Here is a 26369-nt window from a genome sequence, read left to right as displayed (position 1 = left end):
GCGGACAGCCTCTCGGGTGGCCTGGGCGATGATGTCTACATCGTCGACAGCGCGACCGATGCCATCGCCGATGCGGGCGGCGTCGACACGGTCCGGACCGCGCTCGCCGCCTACACCCTGGCCGCGGATGCCGAGATCCTGGAAGGCAGCGCGGCCGCGCAGTCCCTGGCGGGCAATACGCTCGACAACACCATCACGGGGGGTGGCGGGGCCGATACGCTGTCGGGCGGCGGGGGCAATGACAGCCTCGTCGCGGATGTGGGCGCGGACAGCCTGAACGGCGGCAGCGGTACCGATACCCTGCGCGGCGGCGCGGGCGACGATACCTACCTCGCCGACGAGGCCGGCGACGTCGTCATCGAGCAGGCGGGAGAGGGCACCGACCTCGTCCGCGCCTCCGCCGCCACCTACACGCTGGCCGCGGGGGTGGAGAACCTGACCGGGATCGGCACCAGCCAGGTGCTGGCGGGGCAGGGCGAGGACAACCGGATCACCGGCGGCAGCGGCACCGATACGCTGCTGGGCCTCGGCGGTGGCGATACGCTGGATGGCGGGGCGGGGGCGGACAGCTTGGCGGGCGGGGTCGGCGACGATCTCTACCTCATCGACAATGCCGGCGACGAGGTGCTGGAGGCGGCCGGGGAGGGTACGGACACCGTCCGCACCGCGCTCTCGGCCCATACGCTGGCGGCGGAGGTGGAGATTCTCCTCGGCACCGGGACGGCCCAGGCGCTGACGGGCCATGCGGGCGCCAATACCATCATCGGCACCGCGGGGGCGGATACGCTGGATGGCGGGGCGGGGGCGGACAGCCTCTCCGGCGGGGCCGGCAACGACGTCTATGTCATCGACGCTGCGGGCGATGCGGTGGAGGAGACGGGCACCGACACCGCCGACCAGATCCGCACCACGCTGGCCAGCTATTCGATCGCGGGCCTGGCCAGCATCGAGCATCTGCGCGGCATCGGCACCGACCAGGCGCTGGCCGGCAATGACGGGGCCAACAGCGTCATCGGCTCGGGCGGCAGCGATACGCTGGAAGGCGGCCTCGGCGCGGATACGCTGGATGGCGGGGCGGGGGCGGACAGCCTGGCGGGCGGGATCGGCGACGATGTCTTCATCATCGACGCCGCCGGCGACGCGGTGCTGGAAGCGGCCGGGGAGGGCACGGACACCATCCGCACCGCCCTGGCCAGCCTGACCCTGGTGGCGGAGGTCGAGAACCTGACCGGCACCTCCGCCGGGGCGCAGACCCTGGCGGGCCAGGGCGCCGACAATGTGATCACCGGCAATGCGGGGGCGGACAGCCTCTCCGGCCTTGGCGGCGCGGATACGCTGCTGGGCAGTGGCGGCGGGGATACGCTGGATGGCGGCCTGGGGGCCGACAGCATGGCGGGGGGTACCGCGTCCGACGTCTATCGGGTGGACGATCTCGGCGACGTGGTGCTGGAACTCGCGGGGGGCGGCACGGGCGACCGGGTACTGACCACGCTGGCCAGCTACGTGCTGGGGGCGGAGGTCGAGAACCTGAGCGGCGTCGGGGCCGGCGGACAGACCCTGTCGGGCAACGGGCTCGGCAACGACATCGATGGCGGGACGGGTGCCGACCTCCTGGCGGGCGAGGCGGGCGCCGACACGCTGGATGGCGCGGCGGGGGCGGATACGCTCTCCGGCGGCGTGGGCAACGATGTCTACCTGGTCGGGGACCTGCTGGACCTGGTGCTGGAACTGGCCGGGGAAGGCACCGACACCATCCGCACGGCGCTGGGCAGCTACAGCCTCTCCGCGCTGGCGGAGGTGGAGAACCTGGTCGGCACCAGCAGCGGCGCGCAGACGCTGGAGGGCAATGCGGGCGCCAACCTCCTCAGCGGCGGCAGCAGCGGCGACAGCCTGCGGGGCGGCGAGGGAACGGACACCCTGGCCGGCAACAACGGCGCCGATACGCTGGATGGCGGCCTGGGCGCGGACAGCCTGGTGGGCGGCGCCTCCAACGACATCTACATCGTCGACGAGGCCGGCGACCTGGTGCTGGAGGTCGCGGGCGGCGGCACGGGCGACAGCGTCCGCACCACTTTGGCCAGCTACACGCTGACGGCGGAGGTGGAACGGCTGGTCGGCACCGGCAGCGGGCAGGTGCTGGCGGGCAATGCGCTGGCCAATGCCATCACCGGCAGCGCGGGCGCGGACAGCCTGGCGGGCGGTGCGCTGGGCGATACGCTGGCGGGCGGCGTGGGGGCGGATACGCTCTGGGGTGGCGCGGGGGCGGACAGCCTCTCCGGCGGCGCGGATGCGGACCGCTTCTACTGGGGCGATGCGACGGAGGGCGGGGATACCATCACGGGCTTCAGCGTGGCGGATGACCGGCTGGTCTTCCTGGGCAGCGCCTTCGGCGGCGGGTCCGGGGCGCTGGACCCCGGCGCCTTCGCCGCCGGCGCCGGCCTGGCGGCCGCCACCACGGCGACGCAGCGCTTCCTCTATGACACCACGGCGGGGGTGCTGCGCTATGACGCGGATGGCAACGGGGCGGCGAGCGCGGTGGTGATCGCGACCCTTTCCGCCAGCCCGGTGCTGACGGCGGCGAACATCCTGCTGGATCCGTGATGGCGGGTTGTGGGGGGGCGGCTCCCGCCCGCCCGATTCAATTCTTGCCCCGGCGGGGCGGGCGTGCTTTACGCCGCGCTTCCCTGCCGGGACCCGAGGCATCGGTCCCGGCTATGCCCGTTCGCGCGTAATCCTGGCATGGTGCCGGGGCACGCTGGGCTGAGACAGCCGGAGGGACCCGATGCCCTTGTATGAATGCGTGCTCATGGCGCGCAACGACATCACGCAACAGCAGGTCGAGGCGATCGCCGCCCAGGTGGCGACGACGCTCGGCGAGCAGGGCGGCGAGGTCAAGAAGCAGGAATACTGGGGCCTCCGCGGCCTCGCCTACAAGATCAAGAAGAACCGCAAGGCGCATTACATGCTGCTGGGCATTTCCGCCCCGCCGGCCGCCATGCAGGAAGTCGAGCGTCAGCTCGGCCTGCATGAGGACGTGCTGCGCAGCCTGACGCTGCGGATCGAGACGATCGACGAGGCGCCTTCCGCCATCCTGGCCCGCCGTGGCGAGGATCGTGAGCGTGACCGCGGCTTCCGCGGCCCCCGCCCCGCCGGCCGCTTCAGCTCCGGCCGCACCGGCGGCGGGCGTGAACGCGATGACCGCGAGGAATACCGCGCGCGTCCGCGTGAAGAACTCGACATGGGCCCGGGCGAGGAGTGATCTGAGATGTCCGACCGCAACGAAGAGATTTCGCTGAACCCCGCCCTGCGCCGCCCCGCCGTGGGCGCCCGCCGGCCGTTCTATCGCCGCCGCAAGTCCTGCCCCTTCTCCGGCCCCCAGGCGCCGAAGATCGACTACAAGGACGTGCGCCTGCTGTCCCGCTTCCTGTCGGAGCGCGGCAAGATCGTGCCGAGCCGCATCACGGCGGTGAGCGCGAAGAAGCAGCGCGAGCTGGCGAACGCCATCAAGCGCGCGCGCTTCCTGGCCCTGCTGCCCTACGTCATCAACGACTGACAGGCGGCCGGAGTAGCGGGCCGAGAGCGACATGACGGCGGACAGCACGCAGCAGGGGACGGGGGAGGATCGGCGCATCGCGTCCGATCCCCGCTGGCTTGCCGCGGGTGCCGCCGGGCTTGCCGCGGCGGTGCTGACGCTCTGGGGCTTCCGCGGCATGCCGGGTGGCGCGCTGACCTTGTGGCTGGCGCCGCTGCCGCTGTTCATGGCGGGCATCGGCTTCGGCGCGGGCGCGGTGATCGGCGCGGTGGGCGTGGCGCTGGCCGCGCTCATGACCGTCGGCTCCAGCCTCGGCGCGGGGCTGTTCCTCGGCATCTTCGGCGCGCCGGCGGCGGCGCTGGTGGTCGCCTCCCGGCGCGGCGGCTCGGCCGGCCCGGACCTGGCGGCCCCCTTCACCCTGCTGGGCATCCTGCCGGCGGCGGGGGTCGCGGTGGCGGCCTGGCTGCTGTCCGACATGCCGGGTGGCATGGAGGGGGCGCTGCGCGGTGCCGTGGAGCAGGCGATGTCCCGCATGGGGCTGCCGGCGTCCGAGGGCATCGTCGCGGAACTGGTGCGGGTGAAGGCGGCGGCGATCGGCTTCTGGGTCGCGATGGCCCTGCTGATCAACGCGGCCGCCGCATCGGGCCTGCTGGTCCGCTTCGGCATCATCGCGGCGCGTCCCGCCTTCCGCGAAGCCCGGCTGCCGGCCTGGTATGCGGTGCTGCCCGCCCTCGCCCTCGGCCTCTGGCTGGTGGCGGATGAGGGCAGTGACGCGGTGGAGCTTTCGCTGCTGCTGGCGCTGCTGGTGCCGGTCTTCCTGCATGGCCTGGCCGGCTTCCATCGCGCGACCAGCGCGCTGCGCGGCCGACCCATGGTCCTGGGTGGCGCCTATGCGGCGCTTCTCATCATGTCCGTCCCGGTGGCGCTGGCCGTCACGGGTTACGGCCTGTTCGATATCCTCAACGGAACACGGGGCCGGCGCGGCGCGCCGCCCCCTCAGCGCTGAAACGGTGCAGCCATGATCGAAGTCATCCTGATGCAAAGGGTCGAGAAGCTCGGCCAGATGGGCGAACTGGTGAAGGTCCGCCCGGGCTATGCGCGCAACTTCCTGCTTCCGCAGGGCAAGGCGATCCGCGCCAACAAGGACAACCTCGCGCGGTTCGAGCGCGAGCGCGCGCAGCTTGAGGCGCTGAACCTCAAGAAGCGCGAGGAAGCGGAGCGCATCGCGGAGCGCGTGCACGGCCTGACGGTCGTCATCATCCGCTCGGCCGGCGAGAGCGGCAGCCTCTATGGCTCCGTCTCCGGACGCGACATCGCGGACGCCTGCAAGTCCTCCGGCCTCACGCTGGATCGCAGCCAGGTCCTGCTGGAGCAGCCGATCAAGACGCTGGGCCTGACCCAGGTCCGCGTCGCGCTGCACCCCGAGGTTTCCATCCCGGTCGGCGTGAATGTCGCGCGTTCCGTCGAGGAAGCCGAGAAGCAGGCCCGCGGCGAGGATCTGCGCGCCGCCGACCAGGCCGAGGAGGAGAGCCTGGAGGCCGAGCTGGCCGCCGAGCTGGCGGAACTCGGCGCGGCGTCCGAGCGCGACTGACGACGAGCCAGGGCCGGTTCGGCCCTGGCTGGCTGGGCACGGGGAGGGCAGCGCCCTCCCCGTATCCATTTGTACTGGTTGAGTTCTTCCCGGGATCGCCTTTCCGTCCCCGATATCCACAGGCCGCCCCCCTCCGGCGGGGGCGCGCCCGACTCGCCCGCCGCGCTATGATGCCGGCATGAACACCTTCGGCGCTCCTCCCAGCCCTGCCTTCGGCGGCGACAGCCTCCTCGGCCTGTCGCAGCGCCTGCCGCCGCAGAATCCGGAGGCCGAGCAGGCGCTGCTGGGTGCGCTGCTGGCCAACAACAAGGCCTATGAGCGGGTCAGCGAATTCCTGGCCCCCGACCATTTCGCCGATCCCGTGCATGGCCGGATCTATGCCGCCATCCAGCGGCGGATCGAGGCCGGGCAGCTGGCCGATGCCGTCACGCTGCGCGCGGAGTTCGAACACAACGGGTTGCTGGATGAGGTGGGCGGCACCGCCTATCTGGGCCAGCTGCTGACCGCGATGGTCGGCATCATCAATGCCGGCGAATACGGCAAGGTGATCCATGACGCCTGGATGCGGCGGCAGCTGGTGGATCTGGGCGAGGTCATCGTCAACCGCGCCTTCGGGGCGGAGCCGGAGCTGGATGGCCGCCAGCAGCTGGAATCGGCGGAGCAGGCGCTGTTCGACCTGGCCAAGGACAATGGTTCCGACGGCGGCTTCGTGCATTTCGAGAAGGCGCTGGCCACGGCGGTGCACCATGCCGCCGCCGCCTTCTCCAACCCCGGCGGCGTCAGCGGCTTGTCCACGGGGCTGCGCGACTTCGATGCCAAGACCGGCGGGCTGCATAAATCGGACCTGCTGATCCTCGCGGGCCGTCCGGCCATGGGCAAGACCGCGCTGGCCACCAAGATCGCCTTCGGCGCGGCGCGCAGCATCCTGCGCAAGGCGCGGGAGAATGACCCGAACGCGATCCCGCGCGGCGGTGTCGCGATCTTCTCCCTGGAAATGAGCTGCGACCAGCTGGCGACGCGCCTTCTGTCGGAGGAGGCGCGGATCAGCGGCGACCGCATCCGCCGCGGCGACATCATGCAGCGGGATTTCGACAAGTTCCTGGAAGTCAGCCGCGAATTGCAGGCGCTGCCGCTGTGGATCGACGACACCCCCGCCATCACCATCAGCGCGCTGCGGACGCGGTGCCGGCGGTTGCAGCGGACGAGGGGGCTCGACCTGGTGGTGGTCGACTACCTCCAGCTGATGCGCCCCGCGGCGGGGACCCGGCCGGAAAGCCGCGTACTTGAAATCAGCATGATCACCCAGGGGCTGAAGGCGATCGCGAAGGAGCTGTCGATCCCGGTGATCGCGCTGTCCCAGCTCTCCCGCCAGGTGGAGAGCCGGGAGGACAAGCGGCCGCAGCTGAGCGACCTGCGTGAATCGGGATCGATCGAGCAGGACGCGGACATGGTGATGTTCGTCTATCGCGACGAATACTACCTGTCCCAGCGCCAGCCGAAGGAGCTGAACTTCGAGAATCCGCAGAAGCTGCACGAGGCCATGGAGAAGTGGCAGAAGGACATGGAGGGCGCGCACAACAAGGCGGAGCTCATCATCGCCAAGCAGCGCCACGGACCGACGGGCACGATCAAGCTGTTCTTCGAGGGTGAGTTCACGCGCTTCGGCGACCTCGACCAGCATCACGAGGGCGGTGGCGGCTATGGCGATTGAGGGTGTGGCCGTCCGCGCGGCGGTGCCGGGGGATTTCGCCGCCTGGCTGCCGCTCTGGCAGGGCTACAACGAATTCTACGGGCGGGCGGGGGAGACGGCGCCGGCCGCTTCGCTGACGGAAGCCACCTGGGAGCGCTTCTTCGACGGCATGGAGCCGATGGAGGCGCTGGTGGCGGAGCTGGATGGCACGCTGGTCGGCCTCGCCCACATCATCTTCCACCGCAATACGGGGCTGGTGGGGCCGACCTGCTATCTGCAGGATCTGTTCGCCGCGCCGGCGATCCGGGGGAAGGGGATCGGGCGGGCGCTGATCCAGGGTGTCTATGCGCGGGCGCGGGAAGCCGGGGCGCGGCGGGTCTATTGGCACACGCATGAAAGCAATGCGGCGGCGCGGCGCCTGTATGACCAGGTGGCGGAACGGTCGGGCTTCATCGTCTATCGGCAGGATCTCTGATGGTTCCGGGACAGGGCGCGCTGCGGATCGACCTTGCCGCCATCGTCGCCAATTGGCGGGACCTGGTCGCCCGCCACGGCGCGCCCTGCGCGGGGGTGGTGAAGGCGGATGGCTACGGGCTGGGCGCGGGGCCGGTGGCGCGGGCGCTGCGGGATGCGGGCTGCGGCACCTTCTTCGTGGCGCATCTGACCGAGGGGCTGGCGCTGCGGCAGGCGCTGGGGGCGGGCCCCGCCATCATCGTGCTGAACGGCTTCCCGCCGGGGGCGGATGGGGATGCGGCGCTGATTCCCGTACTGAACGGGCTGGGGGATGTGGAGGCGCATGCCGCGGCGGGGCGTGCGGCGGGGGTGGCGCGGCCGGCGGTGCTGCACCTCGATACCGGGATGGCGCGGCTCGGGCTGGATGCCGGGGAGCAGGAGCGGCTGGCGGCGGAGCGGGGGCGGCTCGACGGGATCGATTTGCGCTACGTCATGACCCACCTGGCCTGCGCGGATGAGCCGGAGCACCCGCTGAACGCCCGCCAGGCCGCGCGCTTCGCCATGGCCGCGGCGCGGATCGCGCCGGGGGTGCCGAGGAGCTTCGCCAATTCGTCCGGGCTGTTCCTGGGGGCTGACTTCGCCTCCGACCTCGCCCGGCCGGGCTGCGCGCTCTATGGCATCAACCCCACGCCGGGCGCGCCGAACCCGATGCGCCAGGTGGTGACGCTGGAGGTGCCGGTGCTGCAGATCCGGGACATCGTGGCGGGTGATACCGTTGGTTACGGGGCTTCCTGGACGGCTGCGGAACCCCGGCGGGTTGCAACCGTTGCGGCAGGCTATGCCGATGGCTACTTTCGGAGCCTCACGGGGCGGTCTTTCGCGCAGCTGCGCGGGCAGGCCGTGCCGCTCATAGGCCGGGTATCGATGGATCTGACGACCTTCGACGTGACGGATGTGCCGGAAGCCCGGGTTGGCGACAGCGTGATGCTGGTCGGCGGTCCTTGGCCTGAAGGGTTGGGGAATACGCCCGATGACATCGCCCTCCGCTGCGGCACCATCGGGTATGAGGTGCTGACCAGCCTCGGCGCGCGCTATGCGCGGCTGTATCGCGGCGGCGCCTGATCGCCTTGGATCGCACCCTGGACCTGACCGCGGCGCTGGGCCGGGTCGTCATCGGCTTCCTGCGATCGGTGGGGGCCATCGCGCTTTTCGCCGGGGAGGCGATCAGCCACCTGGTGCGGCCGCCCTTCCATGGGCGGCTGTTCCTGAAGCATTTCATCGAGATCGCCTGGTTCAGCCTGCCGGTGGTGGCGCTGACGGCGGTGTTCACCGGCATGGTGCTGGCGCTGCAATCCTATACCGGCTTCTCCCGCTTCAACGCGGAAGGGGCGGTGGCGAATGTGGTGGTGTTGTCCATCACGCGCGAATTGGGGCCGGTGCTGGCGGGGCTGATGGTGGCCGGGCGCATCGGCGCGGCCTTCGCGGCGGAAATCGGCACCATGCGGGTGACGGACCAGATCGATGCGCTGTCCACGCTGTCCACCAACCCGATGAAGTACCTGGTCACGCCGCGGATCCTGGCGGGGACGCTGGCGCTGCCGCTGCTGGTGATCGTCGCGGATATCCTGGGCGTGATGGGGGGCTGGCTGATCGGGACGCAGCAGCTGGGCTTCGCCTCCGGCGCCTATCTGAAATCCACCTTCGATTTCCTGCACATGTCGGATGTGGTCTCGGGCCTCATCAAGGCCGCCGTCTTCGGCTTCGTCATCACGCTGATGGGGTGCTGGGCGGGCTACCAGTCCGGCGGGGGCGCGCAGGGCGTGGGGCGGGCGACGACCTCGGCCGTCGTCGCCTCCTCCATCCTGATCCTGGCGCTGGACTACATCCTGACCGCGATCCTCTTCGCCCGATGACGGATGTTCCGAAGATCCGCCTGCGCGGGCTGACCAAGGCGTTCGGGCCGAAGGTGGTGCTGGATGGCGTGGACCTGGATATCCGGGCGCGCCATTCGATGGTGATCCTCGGCGGATCGGGGTCCGGGAAATCCGTGACGCTGAAATGCATCCTCGGCCTCATCAAGCCCGATGCCGGGACCATCGAGATCGATGGCCAGGATGTCGCGGCGATGAGCCGGCGGGAGCGGGAGGCGCTGAACGACCGCATCGGCATGCTGTTCCAGAACGGCGCGCTGTTCGACAGCCTGCCGGTCTGGGAGAATGTCTGCTTCAAGCTGCTGGCGCAGCGCCGCATCACCCGCGCCAAGGCGCGGGACAAGGCGGCGGAGGTGCTGGCGCAGGTGGGCCTGGCCGCCAGCGTCGGCGATCTGTCGCCGTCGGAACTGTCGGGCGGCATGCAGAAGCGGGTGGGGCTGGCGCGCGCGATCGCCGCCGAGCCTGACATCATCTTCTTCGACGAACCGACGACGGGGCTCGACCCCATCATGGGCGCGGTGATCGATGGGCTGATCGTTGATTGCGTGGAGAAGCTGGGCGCGACCGCCGTGTCCATCACGCATGACATGGCCAGCGCGCGCCGCATCGGCGACGACGCGGCGATGATCCACAAGGGCAGGATCGTCTGGCGCGGGGCCGCGGCGACGCTGGGCGAGACGGGGAATGCGATGGTGGACCAGTTCGCGCGCGGGGAGCGTGAGGGGCCGATCCAGATGGAGCTGCGGAAGTAGGGGGGGGCCTCAGGCCCCCGCCGCCACGATCGCATCCGCCAGCCGCAGGAATTCACCGGACGACACGCCGCGCGGGTTGGAATTGTCCGTTCCCATGTTCCGCCCGATGGCGAAGGCGTCCGTCACGGCGCGGCGGTGGACGATGACCGTATCGGTTTCCGGCATCACCAGGATGAACTGGCCGTAGTTGCCATTCGCCAGCGCCGCGTTGCGCCAGGCCGCGCCGGTCCGCGTTTCCGGCACCCACCAGAGGTAGCCGTAGCCGAGCGGCCCGTCCTTGTAGCCTTCGGTCAGTTGGGCGGCGGGGATGCGGAGCTTCGTGCTTTCCCGCACCCAGGCTTCCGGCACCACCTGCTGCCCGCCCCAGCGCCCGCCGCGGGCCATCACCAGGCCGAGCCGCGCCATGTCCCGGCCGCTCAGGAACAGGTGGTAGGCCAGGTGGCGGGACTGGTCGGGGAAGCCCAGCATGCGCTGGCGGGCAGGGTCGAAATCCTCGAACCCCAGCGGGCCGGCGAGGTCGCTGGCGAGGGCGGCGAAGACGGTCTTGCCCGTCAGCGTCTCGAACACCGTGCCGCAGACGTTGAAATCCCAATTATTGTAGAGGAAGCGGGCGCCGGGCGTCTGCGATCCCCGTGCCGGGATGCCGGTGGTGGACCCGCCCGGGCTGCCCTGGGGGTGGTAGATGCCCGACGTCGCGGTCAGCAGGTGGCGGATTCGGGCCGTGCGCTCGATCGGCAGCAGGGTCTGGACATCGTCGATGCCGATGTCGCCGATGGTGCGGTCGAGGTCGATGGTCCCGTTCTCGACATAGCGGCCATAAAGCATGGAGAGGATGCTCTTGCGGGCGGAGGCGAGGTAGCTGACCTCCGCGATGTCGCCGAGGCTCCAGGCGATGCGGCCGCCGCGGACGACCATCAGGGAGGTGGTGGCCAGGTCCTTCGTCATCCGCTCCACCTCCGCCAGGCCGTCGGCGCGGAAACCGGCATCTTCCGGGCGGGCGTGGCGGGCCCAGGCGGCGCCGGGGATGGTGGCGGTCTGGGCGAGGGTGGGGGCGGCGAGCAGGCTGAGGGCCGCGGCCCCGAGTGTCGCGCGGCGTGTCGGTTGGACCATGGGGCTTCCTCCGTGATGGCGGGAACGGTGGACCCGAAGGCGCCTGGGGTCCAGCCACCCACCCCCTTCAACGCCGTTCCTGTTTCGTGCTAGTCATATCGGATGGCCAAGCCCGTCACCCGCTACATCTGCCAGGCCTGCGGCGCGCCGCACCCGAAATGGCAGGGCCGCTGCGATGCCTGCGGCGAATGGAACACGCTGTCCGAGGAGACCTCGGAACCCCGCGGCCCCGGCCCGGCGGCCAAGGCCGGCGGCGGCAGGCGCGTGGAATTCGTGGGGCTGAAGGGGCGGTCCGCGCCGCCGCAGCGCATACTCACGGGGATCGCGGAGCTGGACCGGGTGCTGGGTGGGGGCATGGTCCCGGCCTCCGCCGTGCTGGTGGGCGGCGATCCCGGGATCGGGAAGTCCACCATCCTGCTGCAGGCGGCGGCACGCATCGCGAGTTCGGGGCGCCGCGCGCTCTACATCTCGGGCGAGGAGGCGGTGGAGCAGGTGCGGCTGCGCGCGGCGCGGCTCGGGCTGACGGACAGCCCCTTGGGGTTGGCGGCGGCGACCAGCCTGCGGGACATCGTGGCGAGCCTGGAGGGGGAGACGGATGTCGCGCTGGTCATCATCGACTCCATCCAGACCGTGTGGCTGGACGCGCTGGATTCGGCGCCCGGCACCGTCAGCCAGGTGCGGGCCTGCGCGGCGGAGCTGATCCGCCTGGCCAAGGCACGGGGCTTCGCCATCGTGCTCGTGGGGCATGTGACGAAGGAAGGGACGCTCGCCGGACCGCGGGTGCTGGAGCACATGGTGGATGCGACGCTCTATTTCGAAGGCGATCGCGGCCACCAGTTCCGCATCCTCCGCGCCGTGAAGAACCGCTACGGCGCGACGGATGAGATCGGCGTCTTCGAGATGACGGAGCGCGGGCTGGTGGAGGTGGCGAACCCGTCGGCGCTGTTCCTGGCGGAGCGGCGGGGCAATGTCTCCGGCAGCGCGGTCTTCGCGGGCATCGAGGGCACGCGGCCGGTGCTGGTGGAGGTGCAGTGCCTGCTGTCGCCGTCCTCCGGCGGGTCGCCGCGGCGGCAGGTGGTGGGGTGGGACAGCGGAAGGCTGGCGATGCTGCTGGCGGTGCTGGAGACGCGCTGCGGCTTGGGCGTGGGCATGAACGATGTCTATCTGAACGTGGCCGGGGGCCTGCGGATCGCGGAGCCGGCGGCGGACCTCGCCGTGGCGGCGGCGCTGGTGAGTGCCGCGACCGACCGGCCGACGGATCCGGGGGCGGTCTATTTCGGGGAGGTCGGGCTCTCCGGCGAGGTACGCCAGGTCTCCCAGACCGAAAGCCGGATGCGGGAGGCGCAGAAGCTGGGCTTCACCGCGGCGACCCTGCCGCGGCGGGTGGCGCGGGGCAGCGCGCCGCCGGCGGCGGTGCCGGGGCTGAAGCTGACGGAGACGGGGCACCTGGCCGACCTGGTCGCGATCTTCGCGGCCAAGACGGTGAAGAAGAAGGGGGAGGGGGCTAGCGCGGCCCCGCCTTCTGCCGAGCCCTGACATAGGCCCGTAGCGCCGCGTTCATCCGCGTCTGGTAGCCAGGGCCGGTTGCCTTGAACCAATCGACCACCTCCTGGTCAAGGCGGAGCGACAGGAGCTTCTTGGGACCGGGCGTCACGATTTCCGCGCCCTCGTGCCAATTGGGCGGGATGTCCTTCCAATCGGGATCGTCGGCGATGGAGCGTTCCAGCGCATCCTCCGACAGGTTGCGGATGTAGGCGTCGTCGGTCTTGGAGCCTTCGCGCTCGACGCGGGCGCGGAGTTCCTCAATCGAATAGCGCTTGATGAAGCCTTCGCTCATCGGTTCTCGCCTTGCGCATGGAGATGATGCGGATCGCATCGCCTCGTTCGGTGTAGATGACCGTGACCAGGTTCTCCCGGACATGGCCGATGGCGCGGAAACGCAACTCGTCGCCGGATGGTCTCGCCGGCAGCTTGAGGAATTCTGCGCCGAAGATCTGGTAGGCGTCTTCGAAGTCGAGGCGGTGCTTTTCCAGGTTGGACAGCCGCTTGCGGTCATCCCATTCGAGGTAAGGCATGCGTAACGGTCCCCCTCGCACTGAGCAGCCTGCTCAGCGCGTGTTTCATGCATCGCGACTCCCTGGTGCTGTTTTCAGCGTATCCGCATCGTAGCTACATCCGTCGCTACGCGCAACACCTCACATCCCCGAAGACACCACCATGACACCCTGCCCCGCCCCCGCTATACCCGCGCCCGATGACCTGGGTTGATGGCGTTGTCCTGGCGGTGATCCTGCTTTCTGCGGGCCTCGCCTATTTCCGCGGTCTCGTGCGCGAAGTGCTGGGCATCGGGGCCTGGGCGGGGGCGATCATTGCTGCCGTGGTGGCGGAGCCGCAGGCGACCCCCTATGCCGCCAACTATGTCCAGCCGCCCTGGCTGGCGACCGGCGCCGCGGTGGGTGTCGTGTTCCTGGTGGTGCTGGTCTTTCTCAAGATCATCATCGCCTGGCTGGCGGGGAAGGTGCAGCGATCCGCCCTCGGCGGCGTCGATCGCGCGCTCGGCCTGCTGTTCGGCGCGGCGCGGGGTGCTTTCATCGTCGTGATTGCCTATATCGTGGCCGGGCTGCTGCTGCCCGCCACCGACAAATGGCCCGACCCGGTCCGCGAGGCGCGCAGCCTGCCGCTGGCGGCCGATGGCGCGGCCTGGGTGGTGGCGAAGCTGCCCGAGGAGTTCCGCCCGCGCCTGCCTGAGGGCACGGGCCGCCAGGATCCCAGCATGGACCAGCTGCTCCGCCCCCCCGCGCGCAGCCGGTAGCGAAGGACGCGCATGACCGACCTCTCCACGCAGCCTTGGGACATCGGTGACGATGACCACCCGCATGAGGAATGCGGCGTCGTCGGCATCTGGGGCAGCAGCGATGCCGCGGCGCTCACCGCGCTCGGCCTGCACGCCCTGCAGCATCGGGGGCAGGAAGCCGCGGGCATCGTCTCCCTCGCCGGGCAGGGGCAGTTCCACGCCCATAAGGGCCGCGGGCTGGTGGGCGACAATTTCGGCGATGCGCATGTCATCGCGGGGCTCCCCGGCCACGCCGCGCTCGGCCACAACCGCTACGCCACGACGGGCGAGACCGCGCTGCGCAACGTGCAGCCGCTCTACGCCGATTTCGAATTCGGCGGCTTCGCGGTGGCGCATAACGGCAACCTGACGAACGCACACCAGTTGAAGCGCGCGCTGGTCCGGCGGGGCTGCCTGTTCCAGTCCACCACGGACAGCGAGGTGTTCATCCACCTCATCGCCATCAGCCTCTACACCACGGTCATGGACCGGCTGATCGATGCGCTGAAGCAGGTGCAGGGCGCCTACAGCCTGGTGGCGCTGCATAATGGCGCGCTGATCGGCGCGCGGGATCCGCTGGGCGTCAGGCCGCTGGTGCTCGGCAAGCTCGCGACCGGCGGTTACGTGCTGGCCAGCGAGACCTGTGCCCTCGACATCATCGGCGCCGACATGGTGCGGGATGTGGAGCCGGGCGAGATCATCATGATCGACGACAGCGGCATGAAGTCGATCCGCCCCTTCGCGCGGGCGCAGTCGCGCTTCTGCATCTTCGAATACATCTACTTCGCGCGGCCCGACAGCGTTGTCGAAGGCACGCCGGTCTATGACACGCGCAAGCGCATCGGCGCCGAACTCGCCCGCGAATCGGGCGTCACGGCCGATGTCATCGTGCCCGTGCCGGACAGCGGCGTGCCGGCGGCGATGGGCTATGCGGCGGAAGCCGGCATCCCCTTCGAACTCGGCATCATCCGCAACCACTATGTCGGCCGCACCTTCATCGAGCCGACGGACCAGATCCGCCACCTCGGCGTGAAGCTGAAGCACAGCGCCAACCGCAGCATGATCGAGGGCAAGCGCGTGGTGCTGGTGGATGACAGCATCGTCCGCGGCACGACCAGCCGGAAGATCGTGGAGATGGTGCGCCAGGCCGGCGCGACGGAGGTGCATATGCGCATCTCGTCCCCCCCCACCACGCATTCCTGCTTCTACGGCATCGACACGCCGGAGCGCAGCAAGCTGCTGGCGGCGAAACACGATATCGCGGAGATGGCGCAGATCATCGGCGCGGACAGCCTGGCCTTCATCTCGCTGGACGGGCTGTACCGCGCGCTCGGCAAGACGGGGCGGGACGCGAATGCGCCGGCCTATTGCGACGCCTGCTTCACGGGCGACTACGCGATTCCGCTGACGGATTCGCAGGACAATTCGGAGCGGCCGCTGTCGCTCCTCCAGGCCGCCAATCGTTAGGAAGACCATGTCCCTTCCGCTTCAGGATCGCGTCGCGCTGGTCACCGGCGCGTCGCGCGGCATCGGCGCGGCGCTGGCGCTGGAACTCGCGAAGCAGGGCGCGCAGCTCGTCCTCATCGCCCGTACCCAGGGCGGGCTGGAGGAGGTGGATGACCAGATCCGCGCCGCCACCGGTCGCGGTGCCACGCTGCTGCCGCTGGATCTGCAGAAGGATGCGGAGAAGCAGCTGGACCTGGTCGGGCCCTCGATCATGGAGCGCTTCGGGCGGCTGGACATCCTGGTCCACAATGCCGGCGCGCTGAACAAGCTGACGCCGGTGGCGCATATCGATCCGAAGGACTGGGCGGAGGTGATGGCGGTGAACCTGACCGCCGCCTGGCGCCTGATCCGCACCTGCGATCCGCCGCTGCGGGCCTCCGACGCCGGGCGCGCCGTGTTCCTGACCAGCGGGCGGGTGCTGCGGCCCAAGGCCTATTGGGGCATGTACGGGGCCGCCAAGGCCGGCATGGAGCATCTGGTGCAGACCTGGGCGCAGGAGGTGGCGACGACGCCGCTCCGCGTGAACCTGGCGGATCCCGGCGTGGTGGCCACGCGGATGCGGGCGACCGCCATGCCTGGCGAGGATCCGGCCAGCATCCCGCAGCCCGCGGATGTGGCGCCTGCGCTGGCGGCGCTGTGCTTTCCGGCGGAGACCCGGCACGGGGAGCGGATCGAGATCGGGTAGCGCGCCGGGGGGAGCGCTGCTCCCCCCGTACCCCCCTCGCCAGGGTCCAGCGGGACCCTGGACCGCGGTCAATTGACGATGGTCCAGGGGGGTCTCCCCCCTGGCGGGAGGGTCAGGGAGGGCAGCGCCCTCCCTGGAATCACCGCGCGCCCGGCCGCAGGCTCCGTTCCAGCCGCTGCGAATACTGGCTCATCGCGAAGCACAGCAGGAAATACACCCCCGCCGCGAAGACATAGGCTTCCGTCGCGAAGCCCAGCCAGTTGGGATCGCCCAGCGCCGCGCGCAGCGTGGTGAAGAAGTCGAAGACGCCGATGACGACGACCAGCGTCGTGTCCTTGAACAGGCCGATGAAGGTGTTGACCTGGGACGGGATGGTGATCGTCAGGGCCTGCGGCAGGATCACCAGGCGCATCTTCTTCCAGTAGGACAGGCCGAGCGCGTCCGCGGCTTCGTACTGGCCGCGCGGCATGGCCTGTAGTCCGCCGCGGATGACTTCCGCCATATAGGCCGCGGTGAACAGCGTATAGGCCACCAGCACGCGCGCCAGGCGATCCAGCGTCACGCCTTCCGGCAGGAACAGCGGCAGCATGATCGCCGCCATGAAGAGCAGGCTGATCAGCGGCACGCCGCGGACGCATTCGATGACGGCGGTGCAGAACCAGCGCACCAGCGTCAGGTCGCTGCGGCGGCCAAGTGCCAGCAGGATGGCCAGCGGGTAGCCCAGCGCCAGGCCGTAGACCGCGATGACGCCGGTGATGGTGAGGCCACCCCAGAGCCGCGTCTGCACCGGGTCCAGCCCGAAGACGCCGCCGCCCATCAGCACCAGCATCGCCGGCGCGGCCACGGCCCAGGCGACCAGCAGGCCGCGCCCCCAGAAGCGGCGCTGGGTGGAGGCCACGACCATGATGACGAGGATCGTCATCATCGTCGCCGGCCGCCAGCGCTGTTCGTAGGGGTAGAGGCCGAAGATGGAGAACCAGAACTTCTCCCGGATGAAGGCCCAGCAGGCGCCGCCGGCCTCCCGGCAGGCATTGGCGTTGCCGTTCCAGGTGGCGCGGGTGACGGCCCAGTCCCAGAAGGGCGGCACCAGCCACCACAGCAGCGCCAGGCACCCCAGCGTGATGGCGCCGTTCACCGGGCCGTCGAAGCAGGCGCGGGCGAAGGCCAGCGCGCGCACGGCGAAGGTCGGCAGGGCCGGGGCGTCGCGGCCCGGAAGGTCGCGACCGGGGGCGGAGGTGCTTTCGGCCATGGCTCAGCGCTCCATCAGCGCGACGCGCGCATTGTACCAGTTCATCAGGGCGGAGGTGACGAGGCTCATCGCCAGGTAGATCGTCATGAAGATGGTGATGACCTCGATCGCCTGGCCGGTCTGGTTGATCGAGGTATTGGCCACCGAGACGAGGTCGGGGTACCCGATGACGACAGCGAGCGAGCTGTTCTTCGTCAGGTTCAGGTATTGCGACGTCATCGGCGGGATGATGACGCGCAGCGCCTGCGGCAGGATCACCAGGCGCATGATGCGCCCGCCCGGCAGGCCGAGGGCGCGCGCCGCCTCCCACTGCCCGCGATGGACGGATTGGATGCCGCTGCGGACGATCTCCGCCACGAAGGCGGCGGTATAGACGACGAGGCCGACGAGCAGGGCGAAGAATTCGGGCGAGAGGGCGAGGCCCCCTTCGAAGTTGAAGCCCGCCATCTCCGGCCACTCCACCCGCGGCACGAAGCCGGCGGCGATGGACAGCGCCGGGAAGCCCAGCAGCATGGCGAGGCCCGGCAGGATGGTGGGGCGGCGCTCGCCCGTCTCCACCTGGCGCGCGCGTTCACGGCGCAGCAGCACCCACCAGCCGATGGCGCCGGCGGCGAGGGCGGCGAGGAAGGCGTAGAGCGCGGGGTCCGCCATCAGGGCGGGAATCTTGAGGCCGCGCTGGCTGAGGAAGACGCCGGGCAGCGGGTTCAGCGCCTGCCGGACGGAGGGCATCTGCAGCATCACCGCGTGCCAGAACACCAGCTGCAGCACCAGCGGGGTGTTGCGGATGACCTCGATGTAGCCGCCCGTCAGCGACCGCAGCATGGGGTTGGTGGACAGCCGCGCCAGGCCCAGCACCACGCCGAGCACGGTGGCCAGGATGCAGCCGATGATGGCGACGCGCAGCGTGTTCAGCAGGCCGACGGTCAGCGCCTGGCGGTAGGTGTCGGCGGGCGTGTAGGGGATCAGGCTTTCGCCGATCGGGATGCCGGCGGACCGGTCGAGGAAGCCGAAGCCGAAGCGCAGGCCGCGCGCGGCCATGTTGGCTTCCGCATTGGACCACAACCACATGCCCGTCGCGACGAGGGCGACCAGGAGCGCGGCCTGGATCAGGTAGCCGCGGGCGGGGCCGCGAAGAACGGACAGGCTCATGCAGCGCTGATCCCGGAGAAGGTAGGGGGGGAAGGGGGCGCAGGGCCCCCTTCCTGGGCGTCAGATCAGCGCGCCGGCGGGGCGTAGAGCAGGCCGCCGCGGGTCCAGATGTTGTTCATGCCGCGCTCCAGGCCGAGCGGGGTGCTCGTGCCGAGGTGGCGCTCGAACATCTCGCCGTAATTGCCGAAGGTGCGGATGATCTGGCGGACATAGTCGGGGCGGGCGGCGCCGAGGCTCTCACCCATGTTGCCCTCGACGCCGAGCAGGCGGCGCACGACGGGGTTGGTGGAGGTCGTCGCGATCTGCTCGACATTCGCCTGCGTGATGCCGAGTTCCTCGGCGTCGATCAGGGCGAAGGTCGTCCAGGCGACGATGTTGGTCAGTTCCTCGTCACCCTGGCGGATCGTCACCGCCAGCGGCTCCTTGGACAGGCGCTCCGGCAGGATGACGTGGTCGGCCGGGCGGGTCAGCAGGGTGCGCTGCGCGGCCAGCGCGGCGAAGTCATTGGTGAAGACGTCGCAGCGGCCGCTGTCATAGGCGCGGCGCAACTCGTCCAGGTCCGCGATCACCACCGGGGTGAAGCGCAGGTTGTTGGCGCGGAAGAAGTCGGCGAGGTTCAGTTCGGTCGTCGTGCCGGGCTGCACGCAGACCGTGGCGCCGTTCAGCTGGCGGGCGCTGGTCACGTTCAGGCGGCGCGGCACCATGATGGCCTGGCCGTCATAGAAGGTGATGGCGGGCTGGTTGAAGCGGTTGACGTTGCTGTCGCGCGTCAGCGTCCAGGTCGTGTTGTTGGACAGCACGTCCACCTCGCCGGCCGACAGGGCCGGGAAGCGGCTCTGCGTCGTGACGGGGACGAATTCGACGCGGTTCGGATCGCCGAAGATGGTGATGGCGATGGCGCGGCAGACTTCCACGTTGAAGCCCGACCAGCGGCCCTGGCTGTCCGGCACGCCGAAGCCGGGGTTGGACGGCCCCTGCACGCCGCAGCGCAGCGTGTTGCGCTGCTTGATCTGGTCCAGGTCGCGGCCCGCCAGGGCCTCCGACGCGCCAAGGGACACGAACGCCGCCGCGGCGGCGGCGAGCATCGACCACTTCATCTCTCTGCTTCCCTGTTACCCCGCGGGACCGTTCCGATCCTCGCTTCCGGGTCGGGACATGGCCGGAAGTCCATCTAATTGCAAGATTGTAATTGGGTGGTGATTTTTTGGGCGGGTCCCGCCGGGCCTGCCCGCGTGGTGGACACATGCCCCGGCCCCTGCCCGGCGCGGGTGGCGCGGTAACCCGGGATTAAATCGCGGACGGCTAGGTCTCGGCCGGCGGAAGAACCGCCGATGCACCGGGGAAAGATTCCACCGAATGAAGTCAAGGACCTATCGCGGCAAGCGCACCCCCAGGCCGCGCTCGGTGGTGGTCGTGCCCGTGTTCATCCTGGTGGGCGTGGCCGCCCCCGGCGTGGCGGGTGAGGTGGTGACCACCAACCGCACCCTGACCGGGACCCAGGATGGTGCCTTCGGCAGCGGCTACCTGGTGCAGGGCGCGACGCTGACCTTCAACAACGCCACCGTGTCCAACTTCGTCACCCAGGGCGGGGCGGGCAGTGGCGGCGGCGCGGGGCTGGGCGGCGTGGTCTTCGTCGACAACGGCGCCAGCCTGGTGCTGAACAACGTTACCATCGCGGGCAACAGCGCCATCGGGGGCACCGGCGGCAGCGGCACCACGGGCGGGATCCTGAACGGGCTGCTGACGGCCAGCGCCAATGGCGCCAATGGCAGCACCGGATCGGTGTTCAGCGACAACATCGTCCTGATCGGGGATGGCAACGGCAATGGCATGCCCGGCGGCAATGGCGGCAATGCCGGCGCGGGCAGCACGGGCTTCGGCGGTACCGGCGGCACCGGCGGTGCCGGCAGCGATGGCTGGTCCACCAACCCGGCGCTGATCTACGCCGTGACGCAGGCGACGGTCGCGGAAGCGGTGGCGATCGCGGAAGTGACCGCGGCCTCGGCCGAGGTGCCGCCCAACCCGGCCCAGGCCATCGCCGCCGCCGCGGCGCTGGTCGCCGCGACGGCTGCGCTGGGTGAGGCGACGGCGCAACTCGTCACCTGGAACAATGCGCTGGCGGCGGGCGATGTGGGGCTCGGCGGGGATGGCGGCGCGGGCGGCGTGGGCGGCCGGGGCAGCTTCGGCTTCGGCGGCGGCCGGGGTGGCGCCGGCGGCGCGGGGGGCGAGGGCAAGGGCGGCGCGCGGGATGGACTCGGCGGCGCGGGCGGGACGGGTGGTGCGGGCGGCTTCGGCGCCGGCGGCGGGTCCGGCGGCAATGGCGGCAGCGGCGGCACCGCCGGCGAGGCCGGCACGGGTGGTGCGGCGGGCTTCGGCGGTGGTGCCGGCAGCAACGGCACCGGCAATGGCGTGGCGAGCGCCCAGGGTGGCGGCGGCGGTTCCGGCCTGGGCGGCGCGATCTTCGTGCGCGATGGCGGGTCGCTGACCGTCACCGGCAACACCACCTTCGGGTCCAATACGGTGCTGGCGGGCGGCAGCCTGAATGGCGGCGCGGTGGGTTCCTCCGCCGGCAGCGACATCTTCGCCATGCGTGGCGCCACCGTCACCTTCGCGGCCGGCGCCGGCAACACCATCACGGTGAATGGCGGCATCGCCGATAACAGCGCCGCCAGCATCAGCTTCGGCAGCGTCGCCACCGGCCAGGGCGCCAGCGTGACGATCGCCAGCGGCCTCACCATCTTCAACGGCACCAACACCTATACCGGGGAGACACGGATCACCGGCGGCGCGCTGCGCGCGGTGGATGGGGTCGGGCTGAACACCGCCAGCAATCTCAACCTGGCCGGCGGCGTGCTGGAATCGAGCGGCACCTTCAGCCGCTTCATCGGCAGCCAGCCCGGACGGGTGCAATGGACCGGCTCCGGCGGCTTCGCGGGCGGGGGCGGGGACCTCAGCGTGTCGCTGAATGGCGGCGCGGCGCTGACCTGGGGCAGCGCGGGCTTCGTCGCGAATGCGGACAGCCTGGTCCTCGGCTCCTCCACCGCCACCGGCAACGTGACCTTCGCCAATGCCATCGACCTCGGCGGCGGCACGCGCAGCATCCGGGTGGAGGAGAACAGCGGCAATGAGGCGGTGCTGGCCGGCGCGCTGTCCAATGGCGGGCTGACGGTCACCGGCAATCGCGGCAGCGCGCGCCTCGTGCTGACGGCGGTCAATGGCTATGCGGGCGCCACCACCATCCAGTCCGGCACGCTGGCGCTGCGCGGCGGCGGCAGCATCGCGGCGTCCAGCGGCGTCACGGTCGATTCCGGCGCCACCTTCGACATCGCGGACACCACCGCCGGCGCCAGCATCAAGGCGATGTCGGGCCAGGGCGCGGTGGCGCTGGGCGCGCGGACGCTGACCATCACGCAGGGCGGCACCAGCTTCGGCGGCGCGATCGGCGGCACGGGCGGGCTGACCATCGCGGCCGGCACGCAGACGCTGACGGGCAGCAACGGCTTCACCGGCGTGGCCAGCATCGCATCCGGCGCCACGCTGGCGCTGTCCGGCACCGGCAGCATCGCATCCGCGTCGCGCGTGGCGGCGGAGGGCAGCTTCGACATCAGCGCGACGACCGCCGGCGCCAGCATCGCCACCCTGTCCGGTGCCGGCGGCGTGGCGCTGGGCGCGCGGACGCTGACCATCACCGCGGGCAGCACCAGCTTCGCGGGCAGCATCGGCGGCACGGGCGGCGTGACCATCTCGGGCGGGACGCAGACACTGACGGGCAGCAACGGCTTCACCGGCGCGGCGACGATCGCCAACGGGGCGACGCTGGTGCTCTCCGCCGGCGGCAGCATCGCGCAGGCGTCGCAGGTGCAGCTTGGCGGCACGCTCGATGTCACGGGCAACACGACGACCGCGATCCGCACCCTGACCGGCGCGGGCACGGTGGCGATGGGCGGCACGGCGCTGACCATCACCGCGGGCAGCACCAGCTTCGGCGGCAGCCTGACCGGCACGGGGGCGAGCCAGCTGAGCGTGACGGGCGGCACCCAGACGCTGACCGGGGCGAATGCGGGATTCACCGGCACGGCCGCGGTGGCGAGCGGCGCGACACTGGCGCTGAGCGGCGGGGGCAGCCTGGCCGCCGCGGCGCAGGTCCAGGCGGATGGCGCCTTCAGCATCGCGGGCACCACGGCGGGCGCGAGCATCCGCACCCTGGCCGGCACGGGCACGGTGGCGCTGGGCAGCCAGCGCCTGACCATCACCGCGGGCAGCACCGGCTTCGCGGGCAGCATCGGCGGCACGGGCGGGATCACCGTCGCGGGCGGGACGCAGACGCTGACGGGCAGCAACGGCTTCACCGGCAGCGCCGTGATCGACAGCGGGGCGACGCTGGCGCTGTCCGGCGCGGGGGCCATCGCCGCCGCATCCCAGCTGCAGGCGGAGGGTACCTTCGACATCACCGCCCGCGGCGGCGGCGCGAGCCTCCGCACCCTGACGGGCGGCGGCACGGTGGCGCTGGGGGCCGAGCGCCTGACCATCACCGCGGGCAGCACCAGCTTCGCGGGCAGCATCGGCGGCACGGGCGGCGTGACCATCGCCGGTGGCACGCAGACGCTGACGGGCAGCAACGGCTTCACCGGGGCCGCCATCATCGATGCGGGCGCGACCCTGGCGCTGACGGGGTCGGGCAGCGTGGCGGCGGCGGAGCGGGTGCGCGCCCATGGCAGCTTCAGCATCGCGGGCACCACGGCGGGCGCCGCCATCACCACGCTGGAGGGCTCTGGCAGCGTGGCGCTGGGCGCGCGCAGCCTGACCATCACCGCGGGCAGCACCAGCTTCGCGGGCGCCATCGGCGGCACCGGCGGCATCGTCATCGCCGCGGGCACGCAGGCGCTGTCGGGCAGCAACGGCTTCACCGGGGCCGCCGCCATCGATGCCGGCGCCACCCTGGCGCTGACCGGCGCGGGCAGCATCGCGGCCGCGGCCGGCGTGCTGGCGGAGGGCACGTTCGACATCGCGGGCACGACGAGCGGTGCCGCGATCCGCACGCTGGAGGGCACGGGCAGCGTCGCGCTGGGCACGCGGACCCTGACCATCACGGCCGGCAGCACCAGCTTCGCGGGCGGGATCGGCGGCAGCGGGGGCATGACGATCGCGGGCGGCACGCAGCGCCTGGCAGGCACCAACGCCCTGACCGGCACGGTCGGCGTCGATGCCGGGGCCGCGCTGGAGCTGACGGGTGCGGGCAGCATCGCCGCCGCCGCGGCGCTGCGCGTGGATGGGGAGGCCTCGATCGCCGCGACCAGCGGCGGGGCGTCGATCCGCTCGCTCTCCGGCGCTGGAGTCATGCGGCTGGGCGCGCAGACGCTGACCATCACGGCGGGCAGCACGAACTTCGCGGGCGGCATCACGGGCAGCGGCGGGGTCACCGTCACCGGCGGCACGCAGGGGCTGTCCGGCCAGAACATCTTCCGCGGCGCGCTGACCATTGCCTCCTCCGCCGTGCTGGACCTGGCCGGCACCGGCAGCGTGGCGGAGGCGTCGGTGGTGGATGTCGCCGGCACCTTCGGCATCGGCTCCACCAGCGCGGGGGCGTCCATCACCACGCTGGCGGGCAATGGCAGCGTGGCGCTGGGCGCGCGGACGCTGACGGTGACGGCCGCCAGCACGGAATTCACCGGCAGCATCGGCGGCACGGGCGGCTTCGCCGTCAGCGGCGGCACGATGACGCTGAGCGGCACCAACAGCTACAGCGGCGGCACCTTCGTCACCAACGGCGCGACCTTGGCGGTGGCGGGCGACGGGTCGCTCGGCGCCGCATCGGGCAGCGTCAGCCTGAATGATGGGCGGCTGCGCTTCCTGGCCGATGTCTCCTCCGCCCGCGCCTTCACCCTGGGGGGCGAGGGCACGGTGGATACCAACCGCCGCGCCATCACCCTCTCGGGCGCCATCGGCGGCAGCGGCAGGCTGGTGGCGGATGGCGGCGGCGTGCTGACGCTGTCTGGCAGCAACAGCTACAGCGGCGGCACGCTGGTGATCGGCGGCACCACGCTGGCGGTCGGCAGCGACGAGGCACTCGGCGCGCCCGCCGCGCCGCTGGTGATCGACAACGGCAAGCTGCTGGCGCTGGCGAGCTTCAATTCCACCCGCCCCATCCAGGTGAACCAGGCCGGCGAGATCGATGCCAACGGCTTCGTGCTGAACCTGAGCGGCCCGATCGCGATGCAGCAGGCCAATGCGCCCGACGTCACGCTGTTCAACGGCAATGCCACCGTGCAGGGCCCGATCACGGTGGGGGCGGAGGGGCTGACGGTGCTGGCCAACGCCACGCTGCGCGGAACCGGGGAGGTGTTCACCCCCACCACCATCAATGGCGTGCTGGCGCCGGGCAACAGCCCGGGCACGCTGACCTTCCTGGCGCCGGTCGTGATCGGGTCCTCGGGCACGCTGCGGCTGGATGTCGATGGCCCCGGCACGGGCACGGGCGCGGGGAACTACAGCCGCGTGATCGTCACCAATGGCGGCAGCTTCACGGCGCAGGGCGGCAGCATCGTCCCCGTGCTGCGCGGCATCACCGGCGATGCCACCAACACCTACAGCCCGCCCATCGGCCAGGCCTTCACCGTGGTGCAGGCGGAAGGCGGCGTGGCCGGCAGCTTCGCCAGCCTGACGCAGCCGGACGGGCTGCTGCCCGGCAGCCGGCTGGATGCGCTCTATCACCCGCAGGCGCTGACGCTCTACGCCACGCCCGCCACCTACACGAATCTGAACCCCTTCGGCATCGGGCTGACGCCGAACCAGCGGCAGGTGGCAATCGGGCTCGATGCGCTGCGCCCGGAGCCCGGCCTGCGCACGGATGCGGATCGGACGGCGGTGCTGGCCACCCTGTTCAGCCAGGTGCCCGCCGCGCTGCCGCCGCTGATGACGCGCCTCGCCGGCACGATCTATGGCGATGCGCTGATGGTCGGCATCGATCGCAGCCGCGCCTTCGGCGAGGTGATCGCCGGCGAGATGGCCGCCCGGCGCGGCATGGCCGGCCGCGCCACGGTGGCGGAGGAGGGGCGCCGCACCGCCTGGGCCATCGGCTTCGGCGGCAATGCGCGCTTCGACGCCACGGGGGACACGGGCTACCGCGCCACCAGCAACGGCATGGCGGCGGGCCTCGATATGCGGCTCGATGGCGGGCTGCTGCTGGGCTTCGCGCTGGGTGGCACCAGCGGCCGCATCAGCAGCACCGGCACCGATGCGCGCGCGGGCGGGGAGATGGTGCATGGCGCGCTCTATGGCGGCTGGACCGATGGCCGGCTGTTCCTGGACGTGCAGGCGGGGCTCGGCCATGCCGGCGTCACCACGCGCCGCAGCCTCGGCATCAACGGGCTGTCCGCGCATGGATCGGGCAGCGGGCTCGGCACCGCCGCCGCCATCGAGGGCGGCGCGCGGCTGAGCCTCGGCGGCTGGCAGCTGCAGCCCAGCATCGCGCTGCGGCATGACGCGCTGTCCCGCGGCCGGCTGACGGAACAGGGCGGCAGCGTGCTGTCCCTGACGGTGGAGGACAGCCAGCTGACCCGCCTGCGCGCCACCGCGGGCCTGCGCGCCGACACGGTGGTGAGCCTCGGCGATGGCTACCAGCTGCGCCCGATGATCCGCCTGCACCTGGCGCAGGAGCTGGAGGATGGCGCCGCCCGGACGACCAGCGCCTTCGGGGCCGCGGCCGGCACGGCGATGGTCGCGCGCAGCGCGGAACGCGGCCGCACCGCCGCACTCGGCGGGCTGGGGGCGGAGCTGTCGCTGCCCGCCGGCTTCACGCTGGTCGCGGGCTACAGCGGCACGGTGCAGGACAATGTCTCGAGCCACGCCGGCAATCTCGGCGTGCGCTTCCAATGGTGAGAGGGAAGAG

General features: G+C 71.2%; 21 protein-coding genes. 15 read left to right on the top strand and 6 right to left on the bottom strand.

Annotated elements, in window-relative coordinates:
* From BM041_RS31960 to BM041_RS24605, 10 genes are all read left to right on the top strand, one after another.
* A partial coding sequence (locus BM041_RS31960; protein WP_175534150.1) for a beta strand repeat-containing protein occupies window positions 1–2601 on the top strand: 2601 nt, incomplete at its 5' end.
* A gap of 181 nt (window positions 2602–2782) precedes the next feature.
* Window positions 2783–3259, top strand: a complete 477-nt coding sequence (gene rpsF / locus BM041_RS24645; RefSeq protein WP_092962570.1) for a 30S ribosomal protein S6 — start codon at window positions 2783–2785, stop codon at window positions 3257–3259.
* Between the two features lie 6 nt (window positions 3260–3265).
* The gene (rpsR, locus tag BM041_RS24640) at window positions 3266–3553 is read left to right on the top strand and encodes a 30S ribosomal protein S18 (protein WP_092962569.1); all 288 of its coding nucleotides are present in this window, start codon (window positions 3266–3268) and stop codon (window positions 3551–3553) included.
* 31 nt (window positions 3554–3584) lie between these two features.
* Window positions 3585–4538, top strand: coding sequence for a YybS family protein (locus BM041_RS24635; protein ID WP_092962568.1), 954 nt, complete (start codon window positions 3585–3587; stop codon window positions 4536–4538).
* A 12-nt stretch (window positions 4539–4550) separates the two neighbouring features.
* Window positions 4551–5123: a 50S ribosomal protein L9 gene (gene rplI, locus BM041_RS24630; RefSeq protein WP_092962567.1), complete on the top strand. Its 573-nt coding sequence runs from the start codon at window positions 4551–4553 to the stop codon at window positions 5121–5123.
* Window positions 5124–5301: 178 nt separating this feature from the next.
* The gene (locus tag BM041_RS24625; RefSeq protein ID WP_092962566.1) at window positions 5302–6834 is read left to right on the top strand and encodes a replicative DNA helicase; all 1533 of its coding nucleotides are present in this window, start codon (window positions 5302–5304) and stop codon (window positions 6832–6834) included.
* Window positions 6824–7288 (top strand): GNAT family N-acetyltransferase, encoded by a 465-nt coding sequence (locus BM041_RS24620; protein ID WP_092962565.1) that lies wholly within the window; start codon window positions 6824–6826, stop codon window positions 7286–7288. The genes BM041_RS24625 and BM041_RS24620 overlap by 11 nt, the downstream gene beginning before the upstream one ends.
* Window positions 7288–8388, top strand: a complete 1101-nt coding sequence (gene alr, locus BM041_RS24615) for an alanine racemase (RefSeq protein ID WP_092962564.1) — start codon at window positions 7288–7290, stop codon at window positions 8386–8388. The genes BM041_RS24620 and alr overlap by 1 nt, the downstream gene beginning before the upstream one ends.
* 5 nt (window positions 8389–8393) lie before the next feature.
* Window positions 8394–9179: an MlaE family ABC transporter permease gene (locus BM041_RS24610; RefSeq protein WP_092962563.1), complete on the top strand. Its 786-nt coding sequence runs from the start codon at window positions 8394–8396 to the stop codon at window positions 9177–9179.
* The gene (locus tag BM041_RS24605) at window positions 9176–9949 is read left to right on the top strand and encodes an ABC transporter ATP-binding protein (protein ID WP_092962562.1); all 774 of its coding nucleotides are present in this window, start codon (window positions 9176–9178) and stop codon (window positions 9947–9949) included. The genes BM041_RS24610 and BM041_RS24605 overlap by 4 nt, the downstream gene beginning before the upstream one ends.
* 9 nt (window positions 9950–9958) lie before the next feature.
* On the opposite strand, the gene BM041_RS24600 is transcribed toward BM041_RS24605, so the two are convergent.
* Window positions 9959–11059 carry a serine hydrolase domain-containing protein gene (locus BM041_RS24600; RefSeq protein WP_092962561.1) on the bottom strand — a complete coding sequence of 367 codons (1101 nt, stop codon included), beginning with the start codon at window positions 11057–11059 and terminating at the stop codon, window positions 9959–9961.
* A 102-nt stretch (window positions 11060–11161) separates the two neighbouring features.
* Between BM041_RS24600 and radA the strand changes: the two genes are divergently transcribed.
* Window positions 11162–12595 (top strand): DNA repair protein RadA, encoded by a 1434-nt coding sequence (gene radA, locus BM041_RS24595; RefSeq protein WP_092962560.1) that lies wholly within the window; start codon window positions 11162–11164, stop codon window positions 12593–12595.
* Here radA and BM041_RS24590 read toward each other — a convergent pair.
* Window positions 12564–12896: a BrnA antitoxin family protein gene (locus BM041_RS24590; RefSeq protein ID WP_175534149.1), complete on the bottom strand. Its 333-nt coding sequence runs from the start codon at window positions 12894–12896 to the stop codon at window positions 12564–12566. The two genes, radA and BM041_RS24590, sit on opposite strands and share 32 nt — an antisense overlap.
* Window positions 12862–13134, bottom strand: coding sequence for a BrnT family toxin (locus tag BM041_RS24585; RefSeq protein WP_092962558.1), 273 nt, complete (start codon window positions 13132–13134; stop codon window positions 12862–12864). The genes BM041_RS24590 and BM041_RS24585 overlap by 35 nt, the downstream gene beginning before the upstream one ends.
* Window positions 13135–13313: 179 nt before the next feature.
* On the opposite strand from BM041_RS24585, the gene BM041_RS24580 reads away from it, so the two are divergent.
* The 3 genes from BM041_RS24580 to BM041_RS24570 are packed head-to-tail and all read left to right on the top strand — an operon-like array spanning window position 13314 to window position 16083.
* Window positions 13314–13871: a CvpA family protein gene (locus BM041_RS24580; protein ID WP_092962557.1), complete on the top strand. Its 558-nt coding sequence runs from the start codon at window positions 13314–13316 to the stop codon at window positions 13869–13871.
* Between the two features lie 12 nt (window positions 13872–13883).
* Window positions 13884–15359, top strand: coding sequence for an amidophosphoribosyltransferase (gene purF, locus BM041_RS24575; RefSeq protein ID WP_092962556.1), 1476 nt, complete (start codon window positions 13884–13886; stop codon window positions 15357–15359).
* A gap of 7 nt (window positions 15360–15366) precedes the next feature.
* The gene (locus BM041_RS24570; protein WP_092962555.1) at window positions 15367–16083 is read left to right on the top strand and encodes an SDR family NAD(P)-dependent oxidoreductase; all 717 of its coding nucleotides are present in this window, start codon (window positions 15367–15369) and stop codon (window positions 16081–16083) included.
* A 139-nt stretch (window positions 16084–16222) separates the two neighbouring features.
* On the opposite strand, the gene BM041_RS24565 is transcribed toward BM041_RS24570, so the two are convergent.
* From BM041_RS24565 to BM041_RS24555, 3 genes are all read right to left on the bottom strand, one after another.
* Window positions 16223–17332: an amino acid ABC transporter permease gene (locus BM041_RS24565; protein ID WP_092962554.1), complete on the bottom strand. Its 1110-nt coding sequence runs from the start codon at window positions 17330–17332 to the stop codon at window positions 16223–16225.
* 3 nt (window positions 17333–17335) lie between these two features.
* Window positions 17336–18481 (bottom strand): amino acid ABC transporter permease, encoded by a 1146-nt coding sequence (locus tag BM041_RS24560; RefSeq protein ID WP_092962553.1) that lies wholly within the window; start codon window positions 18479–18481, stop codon window positions 17336–17338.
* A 65-nt stretch (window positions 18482–18546) separates the two neighbouring features.
* Window positions 18547–19578: an amino acid ABC transporter substrate-binding protein gene (locus tag BM041_RS24555; RefSeq protein ID WP_092962552.1), complete on the bottom strand. Its 1032-nt coding sequence runs from the start codon at window positions 19576–19578 to the stop codon at window positions 18547–18549.
* Between the two features lie 259 nt (window positions 19579–19837).
* Between BM041_RS24555 and BM041_RS24550 the strand changes: the two genes are divergently transcribed.
* On the top strand, window positions 19838–26359 hold the full coding sequence (locus tag BM041_RS24550) for an autotransporter-associated beta strand repeat-containing protein (protein ID WP_092962551.1): 6522 nt from the start codon (window positions 19838–19840) through the stop codon (window positions 26357–26359).
* Window positions 26360–26369: the final 10 nt, after the last annotated feature.

The organism is Falsiroseomonas stagni DSM 19981 (assembly GCF_900114315.1).
GTDB lineage: Bacteria > Pseudomonadota > Alphaproteobacteria > Acetobacterales > Acetobacteraceae > Falsiroseomonas > Falsiroseomonas stagni.
The sequence above is the reverse complement of the archived record's forward strand: the minus strand, read 5'-3'. Positions and strand labels throughout refer to the sequence as shown.

Coding starts and splice junctions, on each gene's coding strand:
- BM041_RS24635 (WP_092962568.1), top strand. CDS start 3,585: ATGACGGCGGACAGCACGCAGCAGGGGACGGGGGAGGATCGGCGCATC.
- BM041_RS24550 (WP_092962551.1), top strand. CDS start 19,838: ATGAAGTCAAGGACCTATCGCGGCAAGCGCACCCCCAGGCCGCGCTCG.
- BM041_RS24580 (WP_092962557.1), top strand. CDS start 13,314: ATGACCTGGGTTGATGGCGTTGTCCTGGCGGTGATCCTGCTTTCTGCG.
- BM041_RS24560 (WP_092962553.1), bottom strand. CDS start 18,481: ATGAGCCTGTCCGTTCTTCGCGGCCCCGCCCGCGGCTACCTGATCCAG.
- rplI (WP_092962567.1), top strand. CDS start 4,551: ATGATCGAAGTCATCCTGATGCAAAGGGTCGAGAAGCTCGGCCAGATG.
- BM041_RS24555 (WP_092962552.1), bottom strand. CDS start 19,578: ATGAAGTGGTCGATGCTCGCCGCCGCCGCGGCGGCGTTCGTGTCCCTT.
- radA (WP_092962560.1), top strand. CDS start 11,162: ATGGCCAAGCCCGTCACCCGCTACATCTGCCAGGCCTGCGGCGCGCCG.
- rpsR (WP_092962569.1), top strand. CDS start 3,266: ATGTCCGACCGCAACGAAGAGATTTCGCTGAACCCCGCCCTGCGCCGC.
- BM041_RS24570 (WP_092962555.1), top strand. CDS start 15,367: ATGTCCCTTCCGCTTCAGGATCGCGTCGCGCTGGTCACCGGCGCGTCG.
- BM041_RS24620 (WP_092962565.1), top strand. CDS start 6,824: ATGGCGATTGAGGGTGTGGCCGTCCGCGCGGCGGTGCCGGGGGATTTC.
- BM041_RS24625 (WP_092962566.1), top strand. CDS start 5,302: ATGAACACCTTCGGCGCTCCTCCCAGCCCTGCCTTCGGCGGCGACAGC.
- BM041_RS24565 (WP_092962554.1), bottom strand. CDS start 17,332: ATGGCCGAAAGCACCTCCGCCCCCGGTCGCGACCTTCCGGGCCGCGAC.
- BM041_RS24600 (WP_092962561.1), bottom strand. CDS start 11,059: ATGGTCCAACCGACACGCCGCGCGACACTCGGGGCCGCGGCCCTCAGC.
- rpsF (WP_092962570.1), top strand. CDS start 2,783: ATGCCCTTGTATGAATGCGTGCTCATGGCGCGCAACGACATCACGCAA.
- BM041_RS24585 (WP_092962558.1), bottom strand. CDS start 13,134: ATGCCTTACCTCGAATGGGATGACCGCAAGCGGCTGTCCAACCTGGAA.
- alr (WP_092962564.1), top strand. CDS start 7,288: ATGGTTCCGGGACAGGGCGCGCTGCGGATCGACCTTGCCGCCATCGTC.
- BM041_RS24590 (WP_175534149.1), bottom strand. CDS start 12,896: ATGAGCGAAGGCTTCATCAAGCGCTATTCGATTGAGGAACTCCGCGCC.
- purF (WP_092962556.1), top strand. CDS start 13,884: ATGACCGACCTCTCCACGCAGCCTTGGGACATCGGTGACGATGACCAC.
- BM041_RS24605 (WP_092962562.1), top strand. CDS start 9,176: ATGACGGATGTTCCGAAGATCCGCCTGCGCGGGCTGACCAAGGCGTTC.